Raw genomic sequence first — 16,175 nt, forward strand, 5'->3', positions numbered from 1 at the left:
GGGGAGGACGGACACCATGACCGGAGACCATCCCTTCTGGGTGCGCCTCGCGCGCAAGGAGCCGCAGTGCGCCATCGTGCGCGGCCGGGTCTTCGAGATCGGCGCCCCCGACGAGCGGGACGGCGCCTTCCTCCTCACGGTCTGGGAGAAGGGGCGGCCCGTCGGGCACGTCCTGAACGTGGATCCGCCCGCCTACAAGCCGTGCGGACCCGGGCACCCGGTCGAGCCGCAGCGGGTCGACGGGGTCGAGGAGCTGCTCGAGCTCCTGGTGCCCCAGCGCACCCGGCTCGCGGCGCACGGCTGACGCCGCTCCCGTCCGCGGGGGCCGCCCGAGTCCTGTGCACCGGGAGCGGGGCGAGCGCTGAGCACCGGTTGACTGACGCCCGGGACGGGGGAGTCGTGCGGCCGGGCGGCGGCTGGCATCCTGACCTCGGTGCGACGAGCGCGCCCGCGAGGGGGAGCCCGATGAGCACCACCGAGGACGTCGACGACGGGACCGCTGAGTTCGGGTACCGCCCCTCCCTCACCCGCGGCATCGGCCGCTTCGGCAGCTTCGCCGCGGGCGTGAGCTACATCTCGATCCTGACCGGCACATTCCAGCTCTTCTCCTTCGGCTTCGCGCTCGGCGGTCCCGCCTACTGGTGGTCCTGGCCGATCGTGTTCACCGGGCAGCTCATGGTCGCGCTGTGCTTCGCTGAGCTCGCCGCCCGCTACCCGGTCGCGGGCTCCGTCTACAACTGGAGCAAGCGCCTCGCCGGGCCGACGGTGAGCTGGCTGGCGGGCTGGCTGATGGCCACCGCGTCCGTGGTCACGCTCGCGGCCGTCGTGCTGGCGTACCAGGCGACGCTCCCGCAGATCTGGAGCGGGTTCCAGCTCGGCGGCTCCGCGGGGGTGAGCGCGGTGGTCTGGGGAGGACCGCTGATCGCGTTCACCACCGCGGTCAACGCGCGCGGCGTGCGGCTGATGGCCCGGATCAACAGCGTCGGCGTGCTGATCGAGCTCGTCGCGGCGGTGCTGCTGGTGGCGGTGCTCGCGGTGAACGTGGTGCATCCGCCGACCGTGCTGCTCGACACCAGCGGCTACGGCGGGAGCACGCCGGGCGGGTACGCCGGCGCGTTCCTCATCGCCGCGATCGCGTCGGCGTACGTGATGTACGGGTTCGACACCGCGGGTTCGCTCGGCGAGGAGACGGTCGATCCGCGCCGGACCGCGCCGACGGCGATCCTGCGGGCGGTGACCGCCTCCTTCGTCCTCGGCGGCCTCATCCTGCTGCTGGGGATCCTCTCGGCGCCCGACCTCGCCGACCCGGCGCTCGGGCAGGCGTCGGGCGGGCTGCAGCGGATCGTGCTGCAGGTGCTCGGCGGCCCCCTCGGATCGGTCCTCCTGCTCTGCGTGGTCGTCGCGATCACGGTGTGCGCGCTGGCGGTGCACACGGCGGCCATCCGACTGATCTTCGCGATGGCCCGCGACAACGCCCTGCCTGGCAGCCGCGTGCTCGCCCGCGTCGACCCGCGGCGCGGGACACCGGTGGCGCCGGCGCTGGTCGTCGGGGTGCTCGCGGTGCTGATCCTGGTCGTGAACATCGGGACGCCGGCGATCTTCACGGCCGTGACGAGCGTGGCGGTCATCCTGATCTACCTCGCCTACCTGCTGGTGACGGTGCCGCTGCTGATCGCCCGGCTCCGCGGCCGGTGGCCCGCAGCCGCGCCCGGGCGCTTCTCGCTCGGCCGCGCGGGCCTGCCGGTGAACGTCGTCGCGGTGCTCTGGGGCGCGGCGATGACGGTCGACCTCGCGTGGCCGCGCGTCGAGGTCTACGGGGAGGAGCTGCGCTGGAGCGCGGTCGTCGTGGTCGCCGCGGTCGTCGGGATCGGCCTGGCCTGGTTCCTCCTCCGCGGCCGGCACCGCCTCGGCACCCTGCCCGCGCACGCGCTCCCCTCGCCGCCGCCGCAGGGCTGAGTCGCACGAGAAGGCCCGTTCTCGAGGGGCAGGACGATCCTTCCCGGGCGACTCGGCGGCGGCACCGGGAGGAGGATGGGGGAGCGGGTGCTCGGCCGAGCGCCGCGGGGAGGAGCGCGCGTGCGGAACCGCCTGGCGACTCCGTCCCTGCTCGCGCACGCCGTGCTCATCCAGGCCGTCGCGTTCCTGCTCCGGCCGGCCGCCGTCTACCAGGCGATCCGGCTCGACGTGCCGGCCTGGGCGCTCGGGGCGCTCGGCGCCTCGTTCGCGCTGGTGCCGCTGCTGATCGCGCTGCCGGTGGGCGGGCTGGTCGACCGGGTCGGCGCCCGGGCCGTGATGGCCGTCGGCTCGCTCGTCGCGGTGGGAGCGGCCGCGGTGCTGCTCCTGGCGGGCGGGAGCGTCGCGGGGCTGCTCCTCGGCATCGCCCTGCTCGGCGCGGGGCACCTGGGCTGCGTGGTCGGGCAGCAGACCGTCGTCGCGGGCGGCACCGGAGGGACGCGGCTCGACAGCCGCTTCGGCTACTACACGTTCGCCGCGTCGCTCGGGCAGGCGATCGGGCCCGCATTCATCCCGGTGCTCGCGGGCGGCTCGGTGCGGCCCGACCCGGCGCCGCTGTTCCTCGTGGGCGGGATCCTCGCGGTGCTGCTGCTCGTCTCGACGGCGGGGATCCGCAGCCCGTCCCCGCGCGGACCCGCGGCGGAGGGGGCTGCGGCTCCGGGCTCGACGCTCGGTCTCCTCCGGGTGCCGGGCCTCGCGCGCGCCCTGCTGACCAGCGCGACCGTCGTCGCCGCCGTCGACCTGACCGTCGTCTACCTCCCCGCCCTCGGCGCCGAGCGCGGGCTCCCGGCTGGCGTCGTCGGGGCCCTGCTCACCGTGCGCGCGCTCGCGTCGATGGCCTCGCGGCTCCTCCTCGGCGCGGCCACCGCCCGGCTCGGGCGCACCCGAGTGATGGTGGGCGGCATCCTGATCTCGGCGCTCTGCCTGGTGCTGGTCGCCCTGCCCGCGCCGACCGTGCTCCTCTTCGTCGCGGTCGCCGCCCTCGGCCTGGGCCTCGGGATCGGCCAGCCCATCACGATGTCGTGGCTGATCGAGCGGACCCCCGCCGACCGCCACGGCCGCGCCCTCGCGCTGCGCCTGGCCGGGAACCGCCTCGGGCTGATCGCCCTGCCCAGCCTCCTCGGCGTCCTCGCGGCGGCGGCCGGAGCGGGCGGTGTCCTCATCGGCACCGGTGCCGCGGTCGGCGCGACCCTCCTCCTGCTGCGCGGGGTGCGCCTGGACTGAGGTGCCGGGGGCGCAGCGGATCGCCGGCGCGCGCCGCGTTCCCGGGCCTCTCCGTCGGAAGACCGGAGGATCAGCTGCCCGGCTCCTCCACGCGGACGTCCTCGGCGGCCTTGTCGGCGCGCCAGCCGCGCCAGACCGGCTGGCGGAGGGTGCCGGAGGCGGTGCGCTCGCGGTAGCGGACCTCGCCGACCAGGACGGGCGACACCCAGTGCACGCCGCGCGACTCGAGCGGAGGGACGGAGACGGCGGGCTCCTCGGTGGCGTGCTCGGCCAGGCGGTCGACCAGTCCGCGGCGCTCGCGGTCACTGAAGCCGGTGCCCACACGGCCCGAGTACGCGAGCCCGTCCTCGCCGGGGATCGCGGTCAGCAGCGCCCCGACCGACCCCTGGAGGCCGCCCTCGCCCTCGCGCCAGCCCACGATCACGACCTCCTGCAGCCGGTGGTGGGTGAGCTTGATCCAGTCGCGCGAGCGGCTGCCCTCCTGGTAGCGCGAGTCGCGGCGCTTGGCGACCACGCCCTCGAGGCCGAGGGTGCGGCTGGTGGCCATCGCCTCCTCCAGGTCGCCGTCGAACACGGACGGGACGTGCACGCGCTCGTTCTCGGCGACGAGCTCGACCAGTGCCGAGCGACGGGTGTCGTAATCGCTCCCGGTCAGGTCCTCTCCTGCGCGCTCGAGCAGGTCGAAGACCATCAGGTGCACCGGAGTGGACCGGGCGGCCGCCTCGATCTCGCGCGGCTTCGTCAGCCCGCCGCGGGTCTGCAGGGCGCCGAAGTCGGGGCGCCCGCGAGCGTCGAGGGCGACGATCTCGCCGTCGAGCACGGCGTCGGCGGCGGCCTCGGCGAGCGGGGCGAGCAGGTCGGGGAACGCCGCGGTCAGGTCGTTGCCGTTGCGGCTCGTGAGGGTCGCGGTGCCGCCCTGCACCCGCACGAGAGCGCGGTAGCCGTCCCACTTCATCTCGATCGCGGCCCCGGGGTCCACGTCGCCGCGGCGTCCGGCCGTGGCGAGCATGGGGCGGTGGCGGCGCGGAGCGGAGTCCTCGGCCGGGCGGTCTGCGGAGGGTGCGGGCCGGGGAGCGGGCGACGCGGCGGACGCGGCCGCCCGGCCCCGTCGCTGCGTCCCGTGCCCGTGAGCGGGACCCGGCGCCATCAGGTGCAGGAGCCAGTTCTTCTCGGCGCCCTCCCTCGAGCCCGTGTGCAGCAGGGCGTAGCGACGGGGCTCGCCGCCGAGCCCGCCGTCGGGGCGGCCGGTCAGCACCGCGATCACCTCCTTCCCCTCGCGCCACTTCTCGAGCGCGTAGGTGCCCTCGTCCCAGATGCGCACCTCGCCGCCGCCGTACTCGCCGGCCGGGATCGTGCCCTCGAAGGTCGCGTACTCGAGGGGGTGGTCCTCGGTCTGCACCGCGAGCCGGTTCGGGTCGCCCTCCAGCGGCGGGCCCTTCGGCACCGCCCAGCTGACCAGGACGCCGTCGTGCTCGAGCCGGAAGTCGTAGTGCAGGCGCCGCGCGTGGTGCTCCTGGATGACGAAGGAGTCGCCCGAGGAGGAGCCCGCGGACCCCGCCTCGGGCACCGGCTCCGGCGTCCTCGACGCGTCGCGCATGCTGCGGTAGGTCGCCAGGCGGTCGGAGGAGGCGTCCGTCGCGGCGAAGCCCGCCATCCGCTCCGGGGTCGGCTCGAGCCCGGCACCCCGGGCGGCGAGCAGCGGGCGGAGGAGGTCGCCGTCGCTCCGCAGCCGCTCCACCACCTCGTCGGGCGACAGGTGGCGCAGGTTGTCGGCACCCAGCTCCTCCCACGTGCGGGGCGCGGCGGCGGCCGGCCGGAGGCGCCCCCGGAGGGAGTAGGGGGCGATGGTCGTCTTCGCCGCGCTGTTCTGGCTCCAGTCGACGAGGACCTTGCCCTCGCGCAGGGTCTTCTTCATGCCCGAGACGACGAGGTCGCGGTGGTCCGACTCGAGCACGCGCGCCAGCTCGTGCGCGACCGCCGAGATCTGGTCGCTGGAGGCGGAGGCGTCCAGTGGGCAGTAGAGGTGGATCCCCTTGCTCCCACTGGTCACCGGCAGCGGAGCCAGCCCCATCCCCTCCAGGAGGTCGCGGGCGAGGAACGCGACCTCGGCGCACTCGGCGAGTCCGGCACCCTCGCCCGGGTCGAGGTCGAGCACGAGGCGGTCGGGCGGACGGCGCTCGCCGTCGGAGCCCACCCGCCACTGCGGGACGTGCAGCTCGAGCGCCGCCTGCTGCGCCAGCCAGGTGAGCCCGGCGACGTCGTCGACCAGCGGGTACTCGACGTCGCGCGACGAGTGCGCGAGCCGGGTCCGGCTCAGCCAGTAGGGGGCGGAGGAGGGGAGGTTCTTCTCGAAGAAGACCTCGCCCGGATGCTCGGCGGTGCCCACTCCGTCGACCCAGCGCTTCCGGGTGACCGGGCGGCGCGCGAGATGGGGAAGCATCGCGGAGGCGACGGAGGCGTAGTAGGAGAGCACGTCGGCCTTGGTGAAGCCCGTCTCCGGGTAGACGACCTTGTCGAGGTTCGTCAGCCGCAGCCTCCGCCCGCCGACCGAGACGATCTGCTGCGAGGCGGCCATCCACCCATGGTGGAGGCAGGTGCGCGCCGAGGGAACCCCGGACCGTCGCGGGAACCCGCAGCGAGCCGCCTCCACGACTCGGGGTTCCCTCGGCGGCGGGGAGTAGCGTCGACGCACCACGTCCGAAGGAGCCCTCCGTGCCCGACACGATCGCCGACATCCCCCTCACCACGATCGACGGCACCACGTCGACCCTCGCCGACTACCCGCCCGTGCGGCTGATCGTCAACGTCGCCTCCCGCTGCGGCCTCGCCCCGCAGTACGAGAAGCTCGAGGCCCTGCAGAAGAGCTACGGGGAGCGCGGATTCACGGTCCTCGGCTTCCCGAGCAACCAGTTCCTCCAGGAGCTGAGCGACGAGGACAAGATCAAGGCGTACTGCTCGACGACCTGGGGGGTCACCTTCCCGATGTTCGAGAAGGTCCGCGTCAACGGCCGCTCGGCGCATCCGCTCTACGCGGAGCTCACCAAGGCGGAGGACGAGAACGGCAAGGCCGGCCGGGTGAAGTGGAACTTCGAGAAGTTCCTGATCACGGCCGACGGCACGGTCCACCGGTTCCGCCCGACGGTCGAGCCCGACGACCCGCGGATCGTCGACCTGATCGAGGCGTCGCTCCCCAACTGATCCCGCTCAGGGGCGGGCGCGGGGCGGAGCACGCCACCCGTCGCGGATCAGCGGTCGCGGAGCCCCAGGGCCGAGCGGGCGTCCGCGGGCTCGACGCCCTCGGGGCAGACGATGTCCGAGACGTCGAACGGCGTCGCGCGCGAGAACGGGATCATCTCGATCCCGTCGACGTGGCGCAGCAGCACGAGGCCGCCCTCGCCCTCGCGCAGGCTCCGGCGCACCTGGCGCAGGAAGATGCCGGCCATGTCGAGTTCGACGACGAAGGAGCGGCCGCTCACGTCGATCCGGCAGCCGATGACCGGCTGGGAGCCGACGGAGACGGAGTCCGGCACGCGGCGCGGCTCGATCGGCTGCTCCTTGCGGAGGGTCCGCACCGGGGTGAGGGTGGGCAGGCCGGTCGCTCGCGCGGTGTCCGTCATGGTCGTCTCCGTCCGTCGACGTCCGCCGATGGTTCCGGGGACGTCTTCTCGACGGTACTTCGCGTCCCCCGCAGAGGGGACGGGGTTGACGGCCGTGCGATCAGGGGGCAGCGGGGCCCAGGAGCGGCGGAGCTCAGGAGCCCTGGCGCTGCTCCTCGGGCTCCGGCAGGACCGAGAGCTCGCCGTGCATGCTGGCGACGCTGAGCATCTGCTCGATCCACGCGCGGTTGAGCTTGGGCTGGTGCGCCTCGGTGAAGCGGAAGTGCAGCGGCACCGACGGGTGCAGCCAGACGGAGCTCCGGCCGTGTCCGGTGGAGGCGTCCTCCATCCACGAGAGCGAGAAGGCTTCGTTGCGGCGCAGCTTCGAGAGGACGGCGACCTTCAGGTGCGCGAGGACGCGCTCCTCGAATTCGATCTCGAGGTTCTGCGGTCCGTAGATGAGCGTGGCCACGGGCCCCCTTCGTTCATCGGGCCGGCCCTGGCGGACGGCTCCTCGGGGGACGGTATCCGCTCGGACCCCGGTGCGGGGAATCGGGCGGAAGACACGCCGGACCCCCATTGACAGTCCCGCGGACGGGACGTAGCACTGCCGGGCGTGCTGGGCGCCACGTTAGCCGACGCATGTAGCGAGAGTCGATGTTCCGTCGCGGATCTCCCGTCGGCCGGGGCCGGCCCGGGAGCGAGCGCGGGCACCTCCGGCTGCCGGCCGCGCCGCTCAGGATCCCGTCACGGCCCGGCCGGCGCGTCCCACCCCTCCTGCGGAGTCGCGCAGGTGCCGCGGAAGACGTACTGCGACGGAAGCTTCCGCTGGTGCGAGGACCAGTCGATCGCCGGCCGACGCTGATCCGGAGGCAGGTAGCCGAGCCGGTACACCGCCATCAGCTCCAGCTCGTCGGGCACGGCGAGCAGCGACTCGATCCGCGCCCACGCTCCCGGCACCTCCATCGGGAACGACACGAACTGGATCCCCATCCCCAGCTCGACCGTGCTCAGCCAGACGTTCTCCATCGCGGCGCCCATGCTGAACACCGAGTAGAAGGAGGAGAGCTCGCCCGGCCGGTACTCGGAGCGGTCGAGCATCACCCCGAGCAGCAGCGGCGATCCCGCGACGAGCCGGCGGTTCTCCTCGCCGAGCGTCTGCGGGACGCGGAGGGAGTTCATCAGGAACTGCCCGCGCTTCGTGAAGACCTGCTTCGTGAAGGGGCGGAGCGGAGCCGGCAGCTTGTCGAACAGCATCCCGTCGCGCCGCTGCTCCATCTCCTCGCTGCTGAAGCGGAAGTAGGGCTTGTAGCGCTCGAAGAACGTGCCGTTCGACATCGCGGTGGTCATGCTCTCGCCGCTGATCGCGGCGATCCGGTCGATCGTCTCGCGCTCCTCGACGAGCACGAACCGCCACGGCTGGCTGTTGAGCTGCGAGGGCGCCCGGCCGGCCACCTCCATCAGGAGCCGCTGGTGCTCCTCGGAGACGGGGTCGGGCAGGAACGCGCCGTTGGTGGTCTTCCGGCGCCGGACGACATCGAGGAACTCCATGCCTCGATCCTGCCCCGATCGATCGCGCAGAGGGGGGAGCGGCGGCGGCCCGGGGCGCGCGCGGTAGCATCGAGGGTCCTGTGCAGGCTCGAGGGAAGCGGTGGAACGGTGAAGACGAGGGTCATCTTCTACCTCCTCGGAGGTGTGTTCGTGCTCGGCGCGGGCATCAACTCGGTCGTGGGCAGCGGCTTCTCGGTGCCGAACCTGCTGACGATGCTCTGCGGCGCGCTGATCCTCGCGATCGCCGGCTGGCAGGCGCTGCGCTCGTACCGCTCCGACCCCGACCGCGACGTCGAGCCCCCGCGCTAGAAGCCGGGGCGCGTCAGCGCAGGGCCGACCCGGCCCTCAGACGCTGGAGCACGCCTCGGTGCCGCGCCGGCCGCCGCGTCCGCCCGAGAGCGGCGAGCACGAACGGAGCCGCCGCCAGCGCGATCGCCGGGTGCCGGCGTCCGTGCGTCCCCGCGAAGGGGATCACCGCCAGCGGGACGGCGGCGGGAGCCAGCGCGGACGCGGCGCGGGGGTCCGACCGCCGCAGCGTCGCCCAGGCCAGAGCGGTGAGCGTCGACGTGCAGATGTAGAGCGCGTGATGGATCCAGTGCCAGCGGCCCGTGCGGAGAGCGCCGGTGGCGACGGCGGTGCCGAGGGCGCAGTTGGCGGAGTAGCTGACAGCGGCGGCGCGCAGCCAGAGCGGACCGGAAGCGCTCGCCCTCCGCCGCGTCCTCACACCTCGCCCCGCGCAAGCAGCAGCCGGTAGGGCGCCGCGCGCTCGACCCGCCACCCCTCGGGCGCCACAGCCCGCAGCTCGGCGGCGGTGAAGCTGCGCCGCACCGACAGCGACCCGTCGTAGTGGAGGAACGAGCCGGCCGCGATCGGTCGCGTGGCCAGCAGGTAGGCCGTGTAGGCCAGCCGCGAGCGCTCGATGTCATTGTGGAGGGCGCGCGGGGCCAGGCGCTCGCTGTCGGCGAGCAGGTCGGCGAGTGATTCCGGCGACAGGTGGTGCAGCACGTGGTTGGAGGTCACCAGGTCGAAGTGCTCGCCCTCGGCGACCAGGTCGGCGCTGCTCGCGCGGCGGAACTCGACTCCGGGCGGCGCGGGCGTCGACGTGGCGAAGGCGGAGGCGCGCTCGTCCGGATCGACGGCGGTGATCGCCAGGCGGAGGCCGTCCTCGCGGGCCCAGCCGGCGAGGGAGCGGGCGACGTCGCCGCCTCCGGAGCCGATGTCGAGCAGGCGGAACGGCTCGTCGGGCCGCAGCAGCGGACGCAGGCGCGAGCGGTAGAGGCCACGCCACCCCGAGACCAGCCGGTTCACGGTGCCGAAGCGGGCGTAGGTGGCGTCGAGCAGGGTGCGGTCGCAGTCCGGGTCGTCCATCAGCTCCTGCTCGGAGACCTCGCGGTGGCGCAGGTCCGGCGCGAGAGGGGCTCGCGGAGTCACTCCCCGCCCCGCTTGGTGAGCAGCGCGAGCTCGACGGTGAGGCCGGGGCCGAACGCCATCGCGCCGATCCGCTCGCCGTCGGCCGCCTCGCCGTGCAGCAGGCGCCGCAGGATGAAGAGGACGGTCGCGCTCGACATGTTGCCGTTGGTCCGCAGCACCTCGCGCGACGGGGCCAGCTGCTCGTCGCTGAGGGCGAGCGAGGCCTGCACCTTGTCGAGGATGCTGCGGCCGCCGGGGTGGATCGCCCAGCGCTGCACGTCGCTCCGCTCGACCTCGGCGCCGGCCAGCAGCGGGGCGACGGCCGCCTCGATGTTCGCTCCGATGATCGAGGGCACGTAGGTGCTCAGCCGCATCGAGAAGCCGTGGTCGCCGATCGTCCACGCCATCTCGGTCTCGCCCTCGTCGGTGAGCGTCGTGGCGAGCGCGTCGAGCTCGAGCACCGGGGTGCCGGGCGCGGCCTCGCGGGCGGTGACGACGGCCGCCGCACCGCCGTCGGCGAAGACGGAGGTCGCGACGATCTGCTCCGGGTCGTTGGAGCTGGTGAGGTGGATGGTGCACAGCTCGACCGCGACGACGAGGACGACCGCCTCCGGGTCGGCCTCGCAGAACTGGCGGGCGGCGCGCAGGCCGGGGAAGGCGCCGTAGCAGCCCATGAAGCCGAGGTGGAAGCGCTGCGTCGAGGGTGCGAGGCCGAGGCGGCGGACCAGCTGGTAGTCGGGCCCCGGGGCGTAGAAGCCGGTGCAGGAGACGGTCACCACGTGGGTGACGTCCTCGGCCGTCATCGACGCGGATGCGAGGGCGCGGCGGGCCGCCTCCGTGAAGAGCTCGGGAGCGCGCTCGGTGTAGACGGCGTTGCGCGCGGCCGTCCCCGGGTCGAGCACCAGGCCGCTCCCCGCGTCGTAGAAGACGCTCGCACCCTCCCGCTCGACCCGGTCGAGCTCGTCGACCACCGTGCTGCGGGTGTCGATCCCGGACGCGTCGAAGGCCGCGCCGATCAGGCGGGACCCGAGCCGGGTCATCGCGGGCTGGGACGCGAAGAGGTCGCGCACCTCGGACTGGCGCAGGACCGTGGTCGGCACCGCCGTCTCGATGCTGCGGATGTGCACACTCACCCGCAGGAACCTATCGCGGAATCCTGCGGGTGAGCGGTGCCCTGGAGCGTGATCAGAGGATCGGCTTCCCGCCGGTGACGGCGATCGTCGACCCGCTGATGTAGCTCGCCTCGTCGGAGGCGAGGAGGACGTAGGCGGGGGCCACCTCGGCCGGCTGCCCGGGGCGGCCCAGCGGGACCTGCTCGCCGAACTCGGCGACGGCCTCCTCCGGCATGGTCGAGGGGATCAGCGGCGTCCAGATCGGGCCGGGCGCGACCGAGTTGGCGCGGATGCCCTTCTCGCCGAGCGCCTGCGCGAACGAGGCGGTGAGGCTGAGGATCGCCGACTTCGTGGCGGCGTAGGGGAGCAGCTGGTACGACGGCTGGTCGGACTGCACCGAGCTCGTCGCGATGATCGACGCGCCCTCCTTCAGGTGGGGCAGCGCCGACTTCACGAGGTGGAAGTAGGCGCTGATGTTCGTCGCGATCGTGCGGTCCCACTCCTCGTCCGGGATGTCGGTGACGCTCTCGCGGCTCATCTGGAAGGCGGCGTTGCTGACGAGCACCTCGAGGTGGCCGAAGCGCTCGACGGTCTCGGTGACGACGGCGCGGCAGTGCGCCGGGTCCTGCAGGTCGCCGGGGAGGAGCAGCGCCTCGCGGCCGGCCTCCCGGACCCACGTCGCGGTGTCCTCGGCGTCGTCGTGCTCGTCGAGGTACGAGATCGCGACGTCGGCGCCCTCGCGCGCGAACGCGATCGCGACGGCCTTGCCGATGCCGCTGTCGCCGCCCGTGATGAGGGCGACCTTGCCGCTGAGGCGGCCGGTGCCGCGGTAGCTGGTCTCGCCGTGGTCGGCCTTCGGCGTCAGCTCGGCCTCGGTGCCGGGCGGTGTCTGCTCGGGGGATTCCGGAGTCATGACTCTCCCTCTCGTGTCGTCGGTCGGTGCCTCCATGCAAGCGGGTGGGAGGGAGGGGGCGCAGGGGGTTGACGCCCGGACCGCTCCGTCCTGTCGTCAAGCCCGCGACACCGAGGGCTCCCTGGGTCTTGACTGAGCGTGTCGCCCTTCTTCGGGGCGCTCGGCCAGGAGGTTCGACATGAGCACGACAGACAGGGATCCGGCTGACGGCGGACTGCCGCGACGCGCAGAGGGCTCGGCGGCGGGCGGCACGGCGCGCATCGACTCGGCGGGGGACACGGGAGCGGCTGCGGCGACGGACCGCTCCGCGACTCCGGACCGCTCCGCCTCCTCGGACCGTTCCGCCTCGACGGACCGCTCCGCTTCGACGGACCGATCCGACTCGGCGCACTCGGCCCCCGAGCACCGCGCGCCCGTCGACCCCGACTCCGCCGAGGCGAAGCAGGCCCGTGCGGCCGCGCGCAAGGACATCCACCAGCGCGAGCGCGACCGCTTCGGCGGCTTCAAGATCGGCTGCGCCTTCTTCGGCTGGCTCGCCGCCACCGGACTCGCCGTCCTCCTGACCGCCCTCGTCACCGCGATCGGGGCCGCCGTCATCGGCACCCAGGACGTCACCGGCGACCTCGCGGCCGACCCCGCCGCGTTCGGCTGGGCGGGCGCGATCGCACTGCTGGTCATCCTCCTCGTCGCCTACTACTGCGGCGGCTACGTGGCAGGCCGCATGGCCCGCTTCAGCGGAGCGAAGCAGGGCGTCGGAGTGTGGGCCTGGGCGGTCGTCGTCGCGATCGTCGTGGGCATCGTCTCGGCGATCACCGGCGGCAGCCAGGCGCTCTCCGCGGTGAGCGGCTTCCCGACGATCCCGCTCGACGCCGGCGACGCCACGGCCGCGGCGGTCCTGACGGCGCTCGCCGCCCTGGTCGTCGCGCTGGTCGGCGCCGTGCTCGGCGGTCTCGCCGGCATGCGCTTCCACCGCCGCGTCGACCGCGAGGGCCTCTCCGGCCTCTCCGTCTGACGCTCCCGTCCCTGCTCCCTCCCCGGAAGCTGCCGCTCCGTTACGCCACGCACGCCGTGTCGCGCACCGGAGTGGCAGCTCGCGGAGGGGAGGTAGGGTCCATCGCGTGACGGGGGAGCGAGGGACGCGGCTGGCGGACGAGCTGCGGGAGTGGGACGCGGGCGCGCTCGCGGACCTGCGGGACGAGTACCTGGCGTTCCTCGAGCAGCGCGGCGAGTCGGCGCTCGAGCGCGACGGCGGCCCCGAGCACGTCACGGCGAGCTGCTTCGTGCTCTCGCCGAATCTGGCGCAGGTGCTGCTCTGCTTCCACCGCAAGGGCCGGTTCTGGGTGCAGCTCGGCGGTCATGTCGAGCCCGGTGACGACTCCACGGCCGACGCGGCCCTCCGCGAGGCGCAGGAGGAGAGCGGAGCGGCACGACTGCAGCCGCTCGGCGTCCTGCCCCTCGACCTCGACCGGCACGCGCTCGGCGACGGCTTCGGCCGCTGCTCCCGCCACTGGGACGTGGGCTACGGTGCGATCGCCGATCCGGACGCTCCCGTGACCGTCAGCGACGAGAGCGACGACGTGGCCTGGTGGCCGGTCGACGCGCTGCCCGCCGAGGTGCCGCCGGGGTTCGCCGAGCGGCTGGCCGGGGCGCTCGCCGCGGCGCGTCTCCTCCGCGATGCGGGGTCGCTCGGCGGCTGATCGAGGCCCGCCTCCACCCACTCCGCGTCCCGGCAGCGCGCCTGCGACGAGTCCTCCCCGTGACTCCGGCGCCGTGCGGCACGATGGGGCGATGAGCAGCACCGCTGACCCCGTCGTCGTCCTCGCCGGTGCGAGCGGATTCCTCGGGACGGACCTCGCCCGCCGCTTCACCGCCGACGGCTGGACGGTGCGGAGGATCGGCCGCTCCGGGCCGGACGCGCGCTGGGGCGACACCGTCGGCATCACCCGCGTGCTCGACGGTGCGCGCCTCCTGGTGAACCTGGCCGGCAAGAGCGTCGACTGCCGGTACACCGCGGCGAACCGCGCCGAGATCCTCCGCTCGCGCGTGGCGACCACCGCGGAGCTGCACCGGGCGGTCGCGGCGGCCGCGACTCCTCCGCCGGTCTGGATGAACGCGAGCACGGCCACGATCTACCGGCACGAGGAGGAGCGGGCGAACACCGAGGACGAGGGCGTGCTCGGCGAGGGCTTCTCGGTCGACGTGGCGCGGGCGTGGGAGTCGGAGTTCTTCGCCGGGGAGACGCCTGGCGTGCGGCGCGTGGCGCTGCGGATGTCCATCGTGCTCGGAGACGGTCCGGCGACGGCGATCCTGCTGCGGCTGGCGCGGCTCGGCCTCGGCGGTCCGCAGTTCGACGGGCCGTGGCCCTCGACGCGCGCGCGCCGCGAGGCCGGTGTGCACCACGAGCACCGGCGCACCCGCGGCCGTCAGCACTTCAGCTGGATCCACGTGGAGGACGTCCACCGGTCGATCCGCTTCCTCGAGGAGTCGACCCTCGACGGGCCGGTGAACCTCGCGTCGCCGAATCCGAGCGACAACACCGAGCTCTCCCGGCTGCTCCGCGCCGCCGTCGGCCGCCGGATCGGCGTGCCGGCTCCGCGCTTCGTCCTCGAGCCCGCGACGCTCCTGCTCCGCACCGAGTCCGAGCTCCTGCTCAAGTCCCGCTGGGTCGTGCCCGCCCGCCTCGAGGACGCCGGCTTCACCTTCGCGCACCCCCACCTCGCCGAGGCCCTCCGCACCCTGGCCTGACCCGCCCCCCGCGAGGCGACCGACCTCCGCCGCGAGCCCGTGTCGCGGAGGTCCGAGTCCGAGCGCGGATCCACCCCACCCCGGCCACCCTCGAGGCGTCGACCGGAACGCGTGCCGAGCGTTCTGGACGCGCCGACCGCGCCCCGCTCTCCGAGTACCCGGCCGGTCTCTGAGTCGACCGCGCCACGCCGCGCGGGGAGCGGCGTGGCCGACATCACGCTGAGGTCGCTCTACTTCGCGACCTTCGCCGCGATGTCGCTCCGATACAGCCCGCCGTCGAGGTGGATCAGGTCGAGCGCGCGGTACGCCCGCTCCCGCGCCTCGGCGAAGTCGGCACCGCGTGCGACGACGTTGAGCACGCGGCCGCCGGTGGCGACGAAGCTCCCGTCGACCAGCTGGGTCGCCGCGTGGGCGATGGTGACGCCGGGGACGTCCGCCGCCGCGTCGAGTCCGGTGATGGTCCGTCCGGTGACGGCGTTCTCGGGGTAGCCCTCGCTCGCGAGGACGACCGTGACGGCGACCTCGTCCGTGAACGCGGGCCACGGGACGGAGGCGAGCGCGCCGGTGGCCGCCGCGTGCAGCAGCGCGGACAGCGGGGAGGCGAGGCGGGGGAGGACGACCTGGGTCTCGGGGTCTCCGAAGCGGGCGTTGAACTCGATCACGCGCAGGCCCGCGTCGGTCACGATGAGGCCGCAGTAGAGGAGTCCGACGAAGGGGGTGCGCTCGCGCTCGAGCTGGCGGATGGTCGGGATGGCGACCGTGTCGATCACCTCGTCGACGAAGGCGCGCTCGCTCTCCCAGCGGTCGGCGAGCCAGGGGAGCGGGGAGTAGGCGCCCATGCCGCCGGTGTTCGGCCCCTCGTCGCCGTCGCTCAGGCGCTTGAAGTCCTGCGCGGGGGAGAGGGGGACGACGTCGTGGCCGTCGGAGAGGAGGAAGAGGGAGACCTCCTGGCCGGCGAGGAACTCCTCGATGAGGACGTCGCCGGACTGCAGCCAGAACTCGGCGTGCGCGATCGCGGCGCTGCGCGACTCCGTCACCAGGACGCCCTTGCCCGCGGCGAGGCCGTCGGCCTTGACGACCGAGGGGAGTCCGTACTCGTCGATGGCGCGGGTGGCGTCGACCAGGGTGGAGACGCGGGTCGCGCGGCCGGTGGGCACGCGGGCCATGTCCATCACGCGCTTCGCGAAGGTCTTCGAGCCCTCGAGTGCGGCGGCGGCCCGGTCGGGGCCGAAGGTGGGGATGCGGCGCTTGCGGAGCGCGTCGGCGACTCCGGCGACCAGGGGCGCCTCGGGGCCGATGACGACGAGCTCGATGCCCTGCTCCACCGCGAAGTCGCTGACCAGCCGGGGGCTGTTCGTGTCGAAGTGGATGACCTCGACGTCGCGCGCGATGCCGGCGTTGCCGGGCGCCGCGATGATCTCGTGGTGCTCCTCCTCCGCGAGGAGAGCCGTGATGATGGCGTGCTCACGGGCACCCGAACCGAGGACGAGGATCTTCACCCTGACAGGATAGGGCGCCCCGCGCCGGGGCTGGTCCCTGTGACGTCCTCCTCCGCAGGGCGGCGCTGCGGACGCCGACACGCCGGGCGGAGCCCCGCGGAGGCCTCCGGGA

At 74.0% G+C, this 16,175-nt stretch carries 17 protein-coding genes; 8 read left to right on the forward strand and 9 right to left on the reverse strand.

What is annotated here, in order from left to right; all coding sequences use genetic code 11:
* The first annotated feature begins 16 nt into the window (after nucleotides 1-16).
* The 3 genes from C5C56_RS09275 to C5C56_RS09285 all read left to right on the forward strand — a co-directional run bounded on the left by C5C56_RS09275 (nucleotide 17) and on the right by C5C56_RS09285 (nucleotide 3,237).
* Nucleotides 17-304 carry a hypothetical protein gene (locus C5C56_RS09275; RefSeq protein WP_104223782.1) on the forward strand — a complete coding sequence of 96 codons (288 nt, stop codon included), beginning with the start codon at nucleotides 17-19 and terminating at the stop codon, nucleotides 302-304.
* Nucleotides 305-465: 161 nt separating this feature from the next.
* Complete coding sequence (locus tag C5C56_RS09280; protein WP_104319458.1) at nucleotides 466-1,956, forward strand: APC family permease; 1,491 nt, start codon at nucleotides 466-468, stop codon at nucleotides 1,954-1,956.
* A 120-nt stretch (nucleotides 1,957-2,076) separates the two neighbouring features.
* Entirely contained in the window at nucleotides 2,077-3,237 is a 1,161-nt protein-coding gene (locus tag C5C56_RS09285) for an MFS transporter (protein ID WP_159940156.1), read from the forward strand.
* A 70-nt stretch (nucleotides 3,238-3,307) separates the two neighbouring features.
* Here C5C56_RS09285 and C5C56_RS09290 read toward each other — a convergent pair whose 3' ends face one another.
* The gene (locus C5C56_RS09290) at nucleotides 3,308-5,812 is read right to left on the reverse strand and encodes an ATP-dependent DNA ligase (RefSeq protein WP_104226805.1); all 2,505 of its coding nucleotides are present in this window, start codon (nucleotides 5,810-5,812) and stop codon (nucleotides 3,308-3,310) included.
* Between the two features lie 137 nt (nucleotides 5,813-5,949).
* On the opposite strand from C5C56_RS09290, the gene C5C56_RS09295 reads away from it, so the two are divergent.
* Complete coding sequence (locus C5C56_RS09295; RefSeq protein ID WP_258059459.1) at nucleotides 5,950-6,435, forward strand: glutathione peroxidase; 486 nt, start codon at nucleotides 5,950-5,952, stop codon at nucleotides 6,433-6,435.
* A 47-nt stretch (nucleotides 6,436-6,482) separates the two neighbouring features.
* Here C5C56_RS09295 and C5C56_RS09300 read toward each other — a convergent pair whose 3' ends face one another.
* From C5C56_RS09300 to C5C56_RS09310, 3 genes are all read right to left on the reverse strand, one after another.
* Nucleotides 6,483-6,854, reverse strand: coding sequence for a hypothetical protein (locus tag C5C56_RS09300; protein WP_104223778.1), 372 nt, complete (start codon nucleotides 6,852-6,854; stop codon nucleotides 6,483-6,485).
* A 133-nt stretch (nucleotides 6,855-6,987) separates the two neighbouring features.
* A complete protein-coding gene (locus C5C56_RS09305) occupies nucleotides 6,988-7,305 on the reverse strand; it encodes a hypothetical protein (protein WP_244229547.1) in 318 nt (105 codons plus the stop codon).
* Between the two features lie 275 nt (nucleotides 7,306-7,580).
* Nucleotides 7,581-8,384, reverse strand: a complete 804-nt coding sequence (locus tag C5C56_RS09310) for a nitroreductase family protein (RefSeq protein ID WP_104226806.1) — start codon at nucleotides 8,382-8,384, stop codon at nucleotides 7,581-7,583.
* A 108-nt stretch (nucleotides 8,385-8,492) separates the two neighbouring features.
* Here C5C56_RS09310 and C5C56_RS09315 point away from each other — a divergent pair, with 108 nt between their 5' ends.
* On the forward strand, nucleotides 8,493-8,693 hold the full coding sequence (locus C5C56_RS09315; protein WP_104223776.1) for a hypothetical protein: 201 nt from the start codon (nucleotides 8,493-8,495) through the stop codon (nucleotides 8,691-8,693).
* A gap of 13 nt (nucleotides 8,694-8,706) precedes the next feature.
* On the opposite strand, the gene C5C56_RS09320 is transcribed toward C5C56_RS09315, so the two are convergent.
* The 4 genes from C5C56_RS09320 to C5C56_RS09335 are packed head-to-tail and all read right to left on the reverse strand — an operon-like array spanning nucleotide 8,707 to nucleotide 11,819.
* A complete protein-coding gene (locus C5C56_RS09320; protein WP_104297498.1) occupies nucleotides 8,707-9,108 on the reverse strand; it encodes a hypothetical protein in 402 nt (133 codons plus the stop codon).
* On the reverse strand, nucleotides 9,105-9,815 hold the full coding sequence (locus tag C5C56_RS09325) for a class I SAM-dependent methyltransferase (RefSeq protein ID WP_258060494.1): 711 nt from the start codon (nucleotides 9,813-9,815) through the stop codon (nucleotides 9,105-9,107). Before C5C56_RS09325 ends, C5C56_RS09320 begins: the two co-directional genes overlap by 4 nt.
* Nucleotides 9,812-10,927 carry a type III polyketide synthase gene (locus C5C56_RS09330; RefSeq protein ID WP_104313569.1) on the reverse strand — a complete coding sequence of 372 codons (1,116 nt, stop codon included), beginning with the start codon at nucleotides 10,925-10,927 and terminating at the stop codon, nucleotides 9,812-9,814. Before C5C56_RS09330 ends, C5C56_RS09325 begins: the two co-directional genes overlap by 4 nt.
* Nucleotides 10,928-10,979: 52 nt before the next feature.
* Nucleotides 10,980-11,819 carry an SDR family oxidoreductase gene (locus C5C56_RS09335; protein WP_104247379.1) on the reverse strand — a complete coding sequence of 280 codons (840 nt, stop codon included), beginning with the start codon at nucleotides 11,817-11,819 and terminating at the stop codon, nucleotides 10,980-10,982.
* A 178-nt stretch (nucleotides 11,820-11,997) separates the two neighbouring features.
* On the opposite strand from C5C56_RS09335, the gene C5C56_RS09340 reads away from it, so the two are divergent.
* The 3 genes from C5C56_RS09340 (at nucleotide 11,998) to C5C56_RS09350 (ending at nucleotide 14,564) form a co-directional block, all read left to right on the forward strand.
* Nucleotides 11,998-12,831, forward strand: a complete 834-nt coding sequence (locus C5C56_RS09340; protein WP_258065643.1) for a hypothetical protein — start codon at nucleotides 11,998-12,000, stop codon at nucleotides 12,829-12,831.
* 106 nt (nucleotides 12,832-12,937) lie between these two features.
* Nucleotides 12,938-13,516, forward strand: a complete 579-nt coding sequence (locus tag C5C56_RS09345; RefSeq protein WP_258059461.1) for an NUDIX hydrolase — start codon at nucleotides 12,938-12,940, stop codon at nucleotides 13,514-13,516.
* 91 nt (nucleotides 13,517-13,607) lie between these two features.
* On the forward strand, nucleotides 13,608-14,564 hold the full coding sequence (locus C5C56_RS09350) for an epimerase (protein ID WP_104226810.1): 957 nt from the start codon (nucleotides 13,608-13,610) through the stop codon (nucleotides 14,562-14,564).
* 230 nt (nucleotides 14,565-14,794) lie between these two features.
* Here C5C56_RS09350 and purD read toward each other — a convergent pair whose 3' ends face one another.
* Nucleotides 14,795-16,063: a phosphoribosylamine--glycine ligase gene (gene purD, locus C5C56_RS09355; protein ID WP_104233829.1), complete on the reverse strand. Its 1,269-nt coding sequence runs from the start codon at nucleotides 16,061-16,063 to the stop codon at nucleotides 14,795-14,797.
* Between the last annotated feature and the right edge of the window lie 112 nt (nucleotides 16,064-16,175).

The organism is Rathayibacter sp. AY1D1, from assembly GCF_002932635.1.
In the GTDB taxonomy this organism is placed as follows: domain Bacteria; phylum Actinomycetota; class Actinomycetes; order Actinomycetales; family Microbacteriaceae; genus Rathayibacter.

Bases quoted from the DNA above. Each gene is read 5' to 3' on its own strand.
- C5C56_RS09275 (WP_104223782.1), top strand. From the start codon at position 17: ATGACCGGAGACCATCCCTTCTGGGTGCGCCTCGCGCGCAAGGAGCCG.
- C5C56_RS09280 (WP_104319458.1), top strand. From the start codon at position 466: ATGAGCACCACCGAGGACGTCGACGACGGGACCGCTGAGTTCGGGTAC.
- C5C56_RS09290 (WP_104226805.1), bottom strand. From the start codon at position 5,812: ATGGCCGCCTCGCAGCAGATCGTCTCGGTCGGCGGGCGGAGGCTGCGG.
- C5C56_RS09300 (WP_104223778.1), bottom strand. From the start codon at position 6,854: ATGACGGACACCGCGCGAGCGACCGGCCTGCCCACCCTCACCCCGGTG.
- C5C56_RS09310 (WP_104226806.1), bottom strand. From the start codon at position 8,384: ATGGAGTTCCTCGATGTCGTCCGGCGCCGGAAGACCACCAACGGCGCG.
- C5C56_RS09335 (WP_104247379.1), bottom strand. From the start codon at position 11,819: ATGACTCCGGAATCCCCCGAGCAGACACCGCCCGGCACCGAGGCCGAG.
- C5C56_RS09340 (WP_258065643.1), top strand. From the start codon at position 11,998: ATGAGCACGACAGACAGGGATCCGGCTGACGGCGGACTGCCGCGACGC.
- C5C56_RS09350 (WP_104226810.1), top strand. From the start codon at position 13,608: ATGAGCAGCACCGCTGACCCCGTCGTCGTCCTCGCCGGTGCGAGCGGA.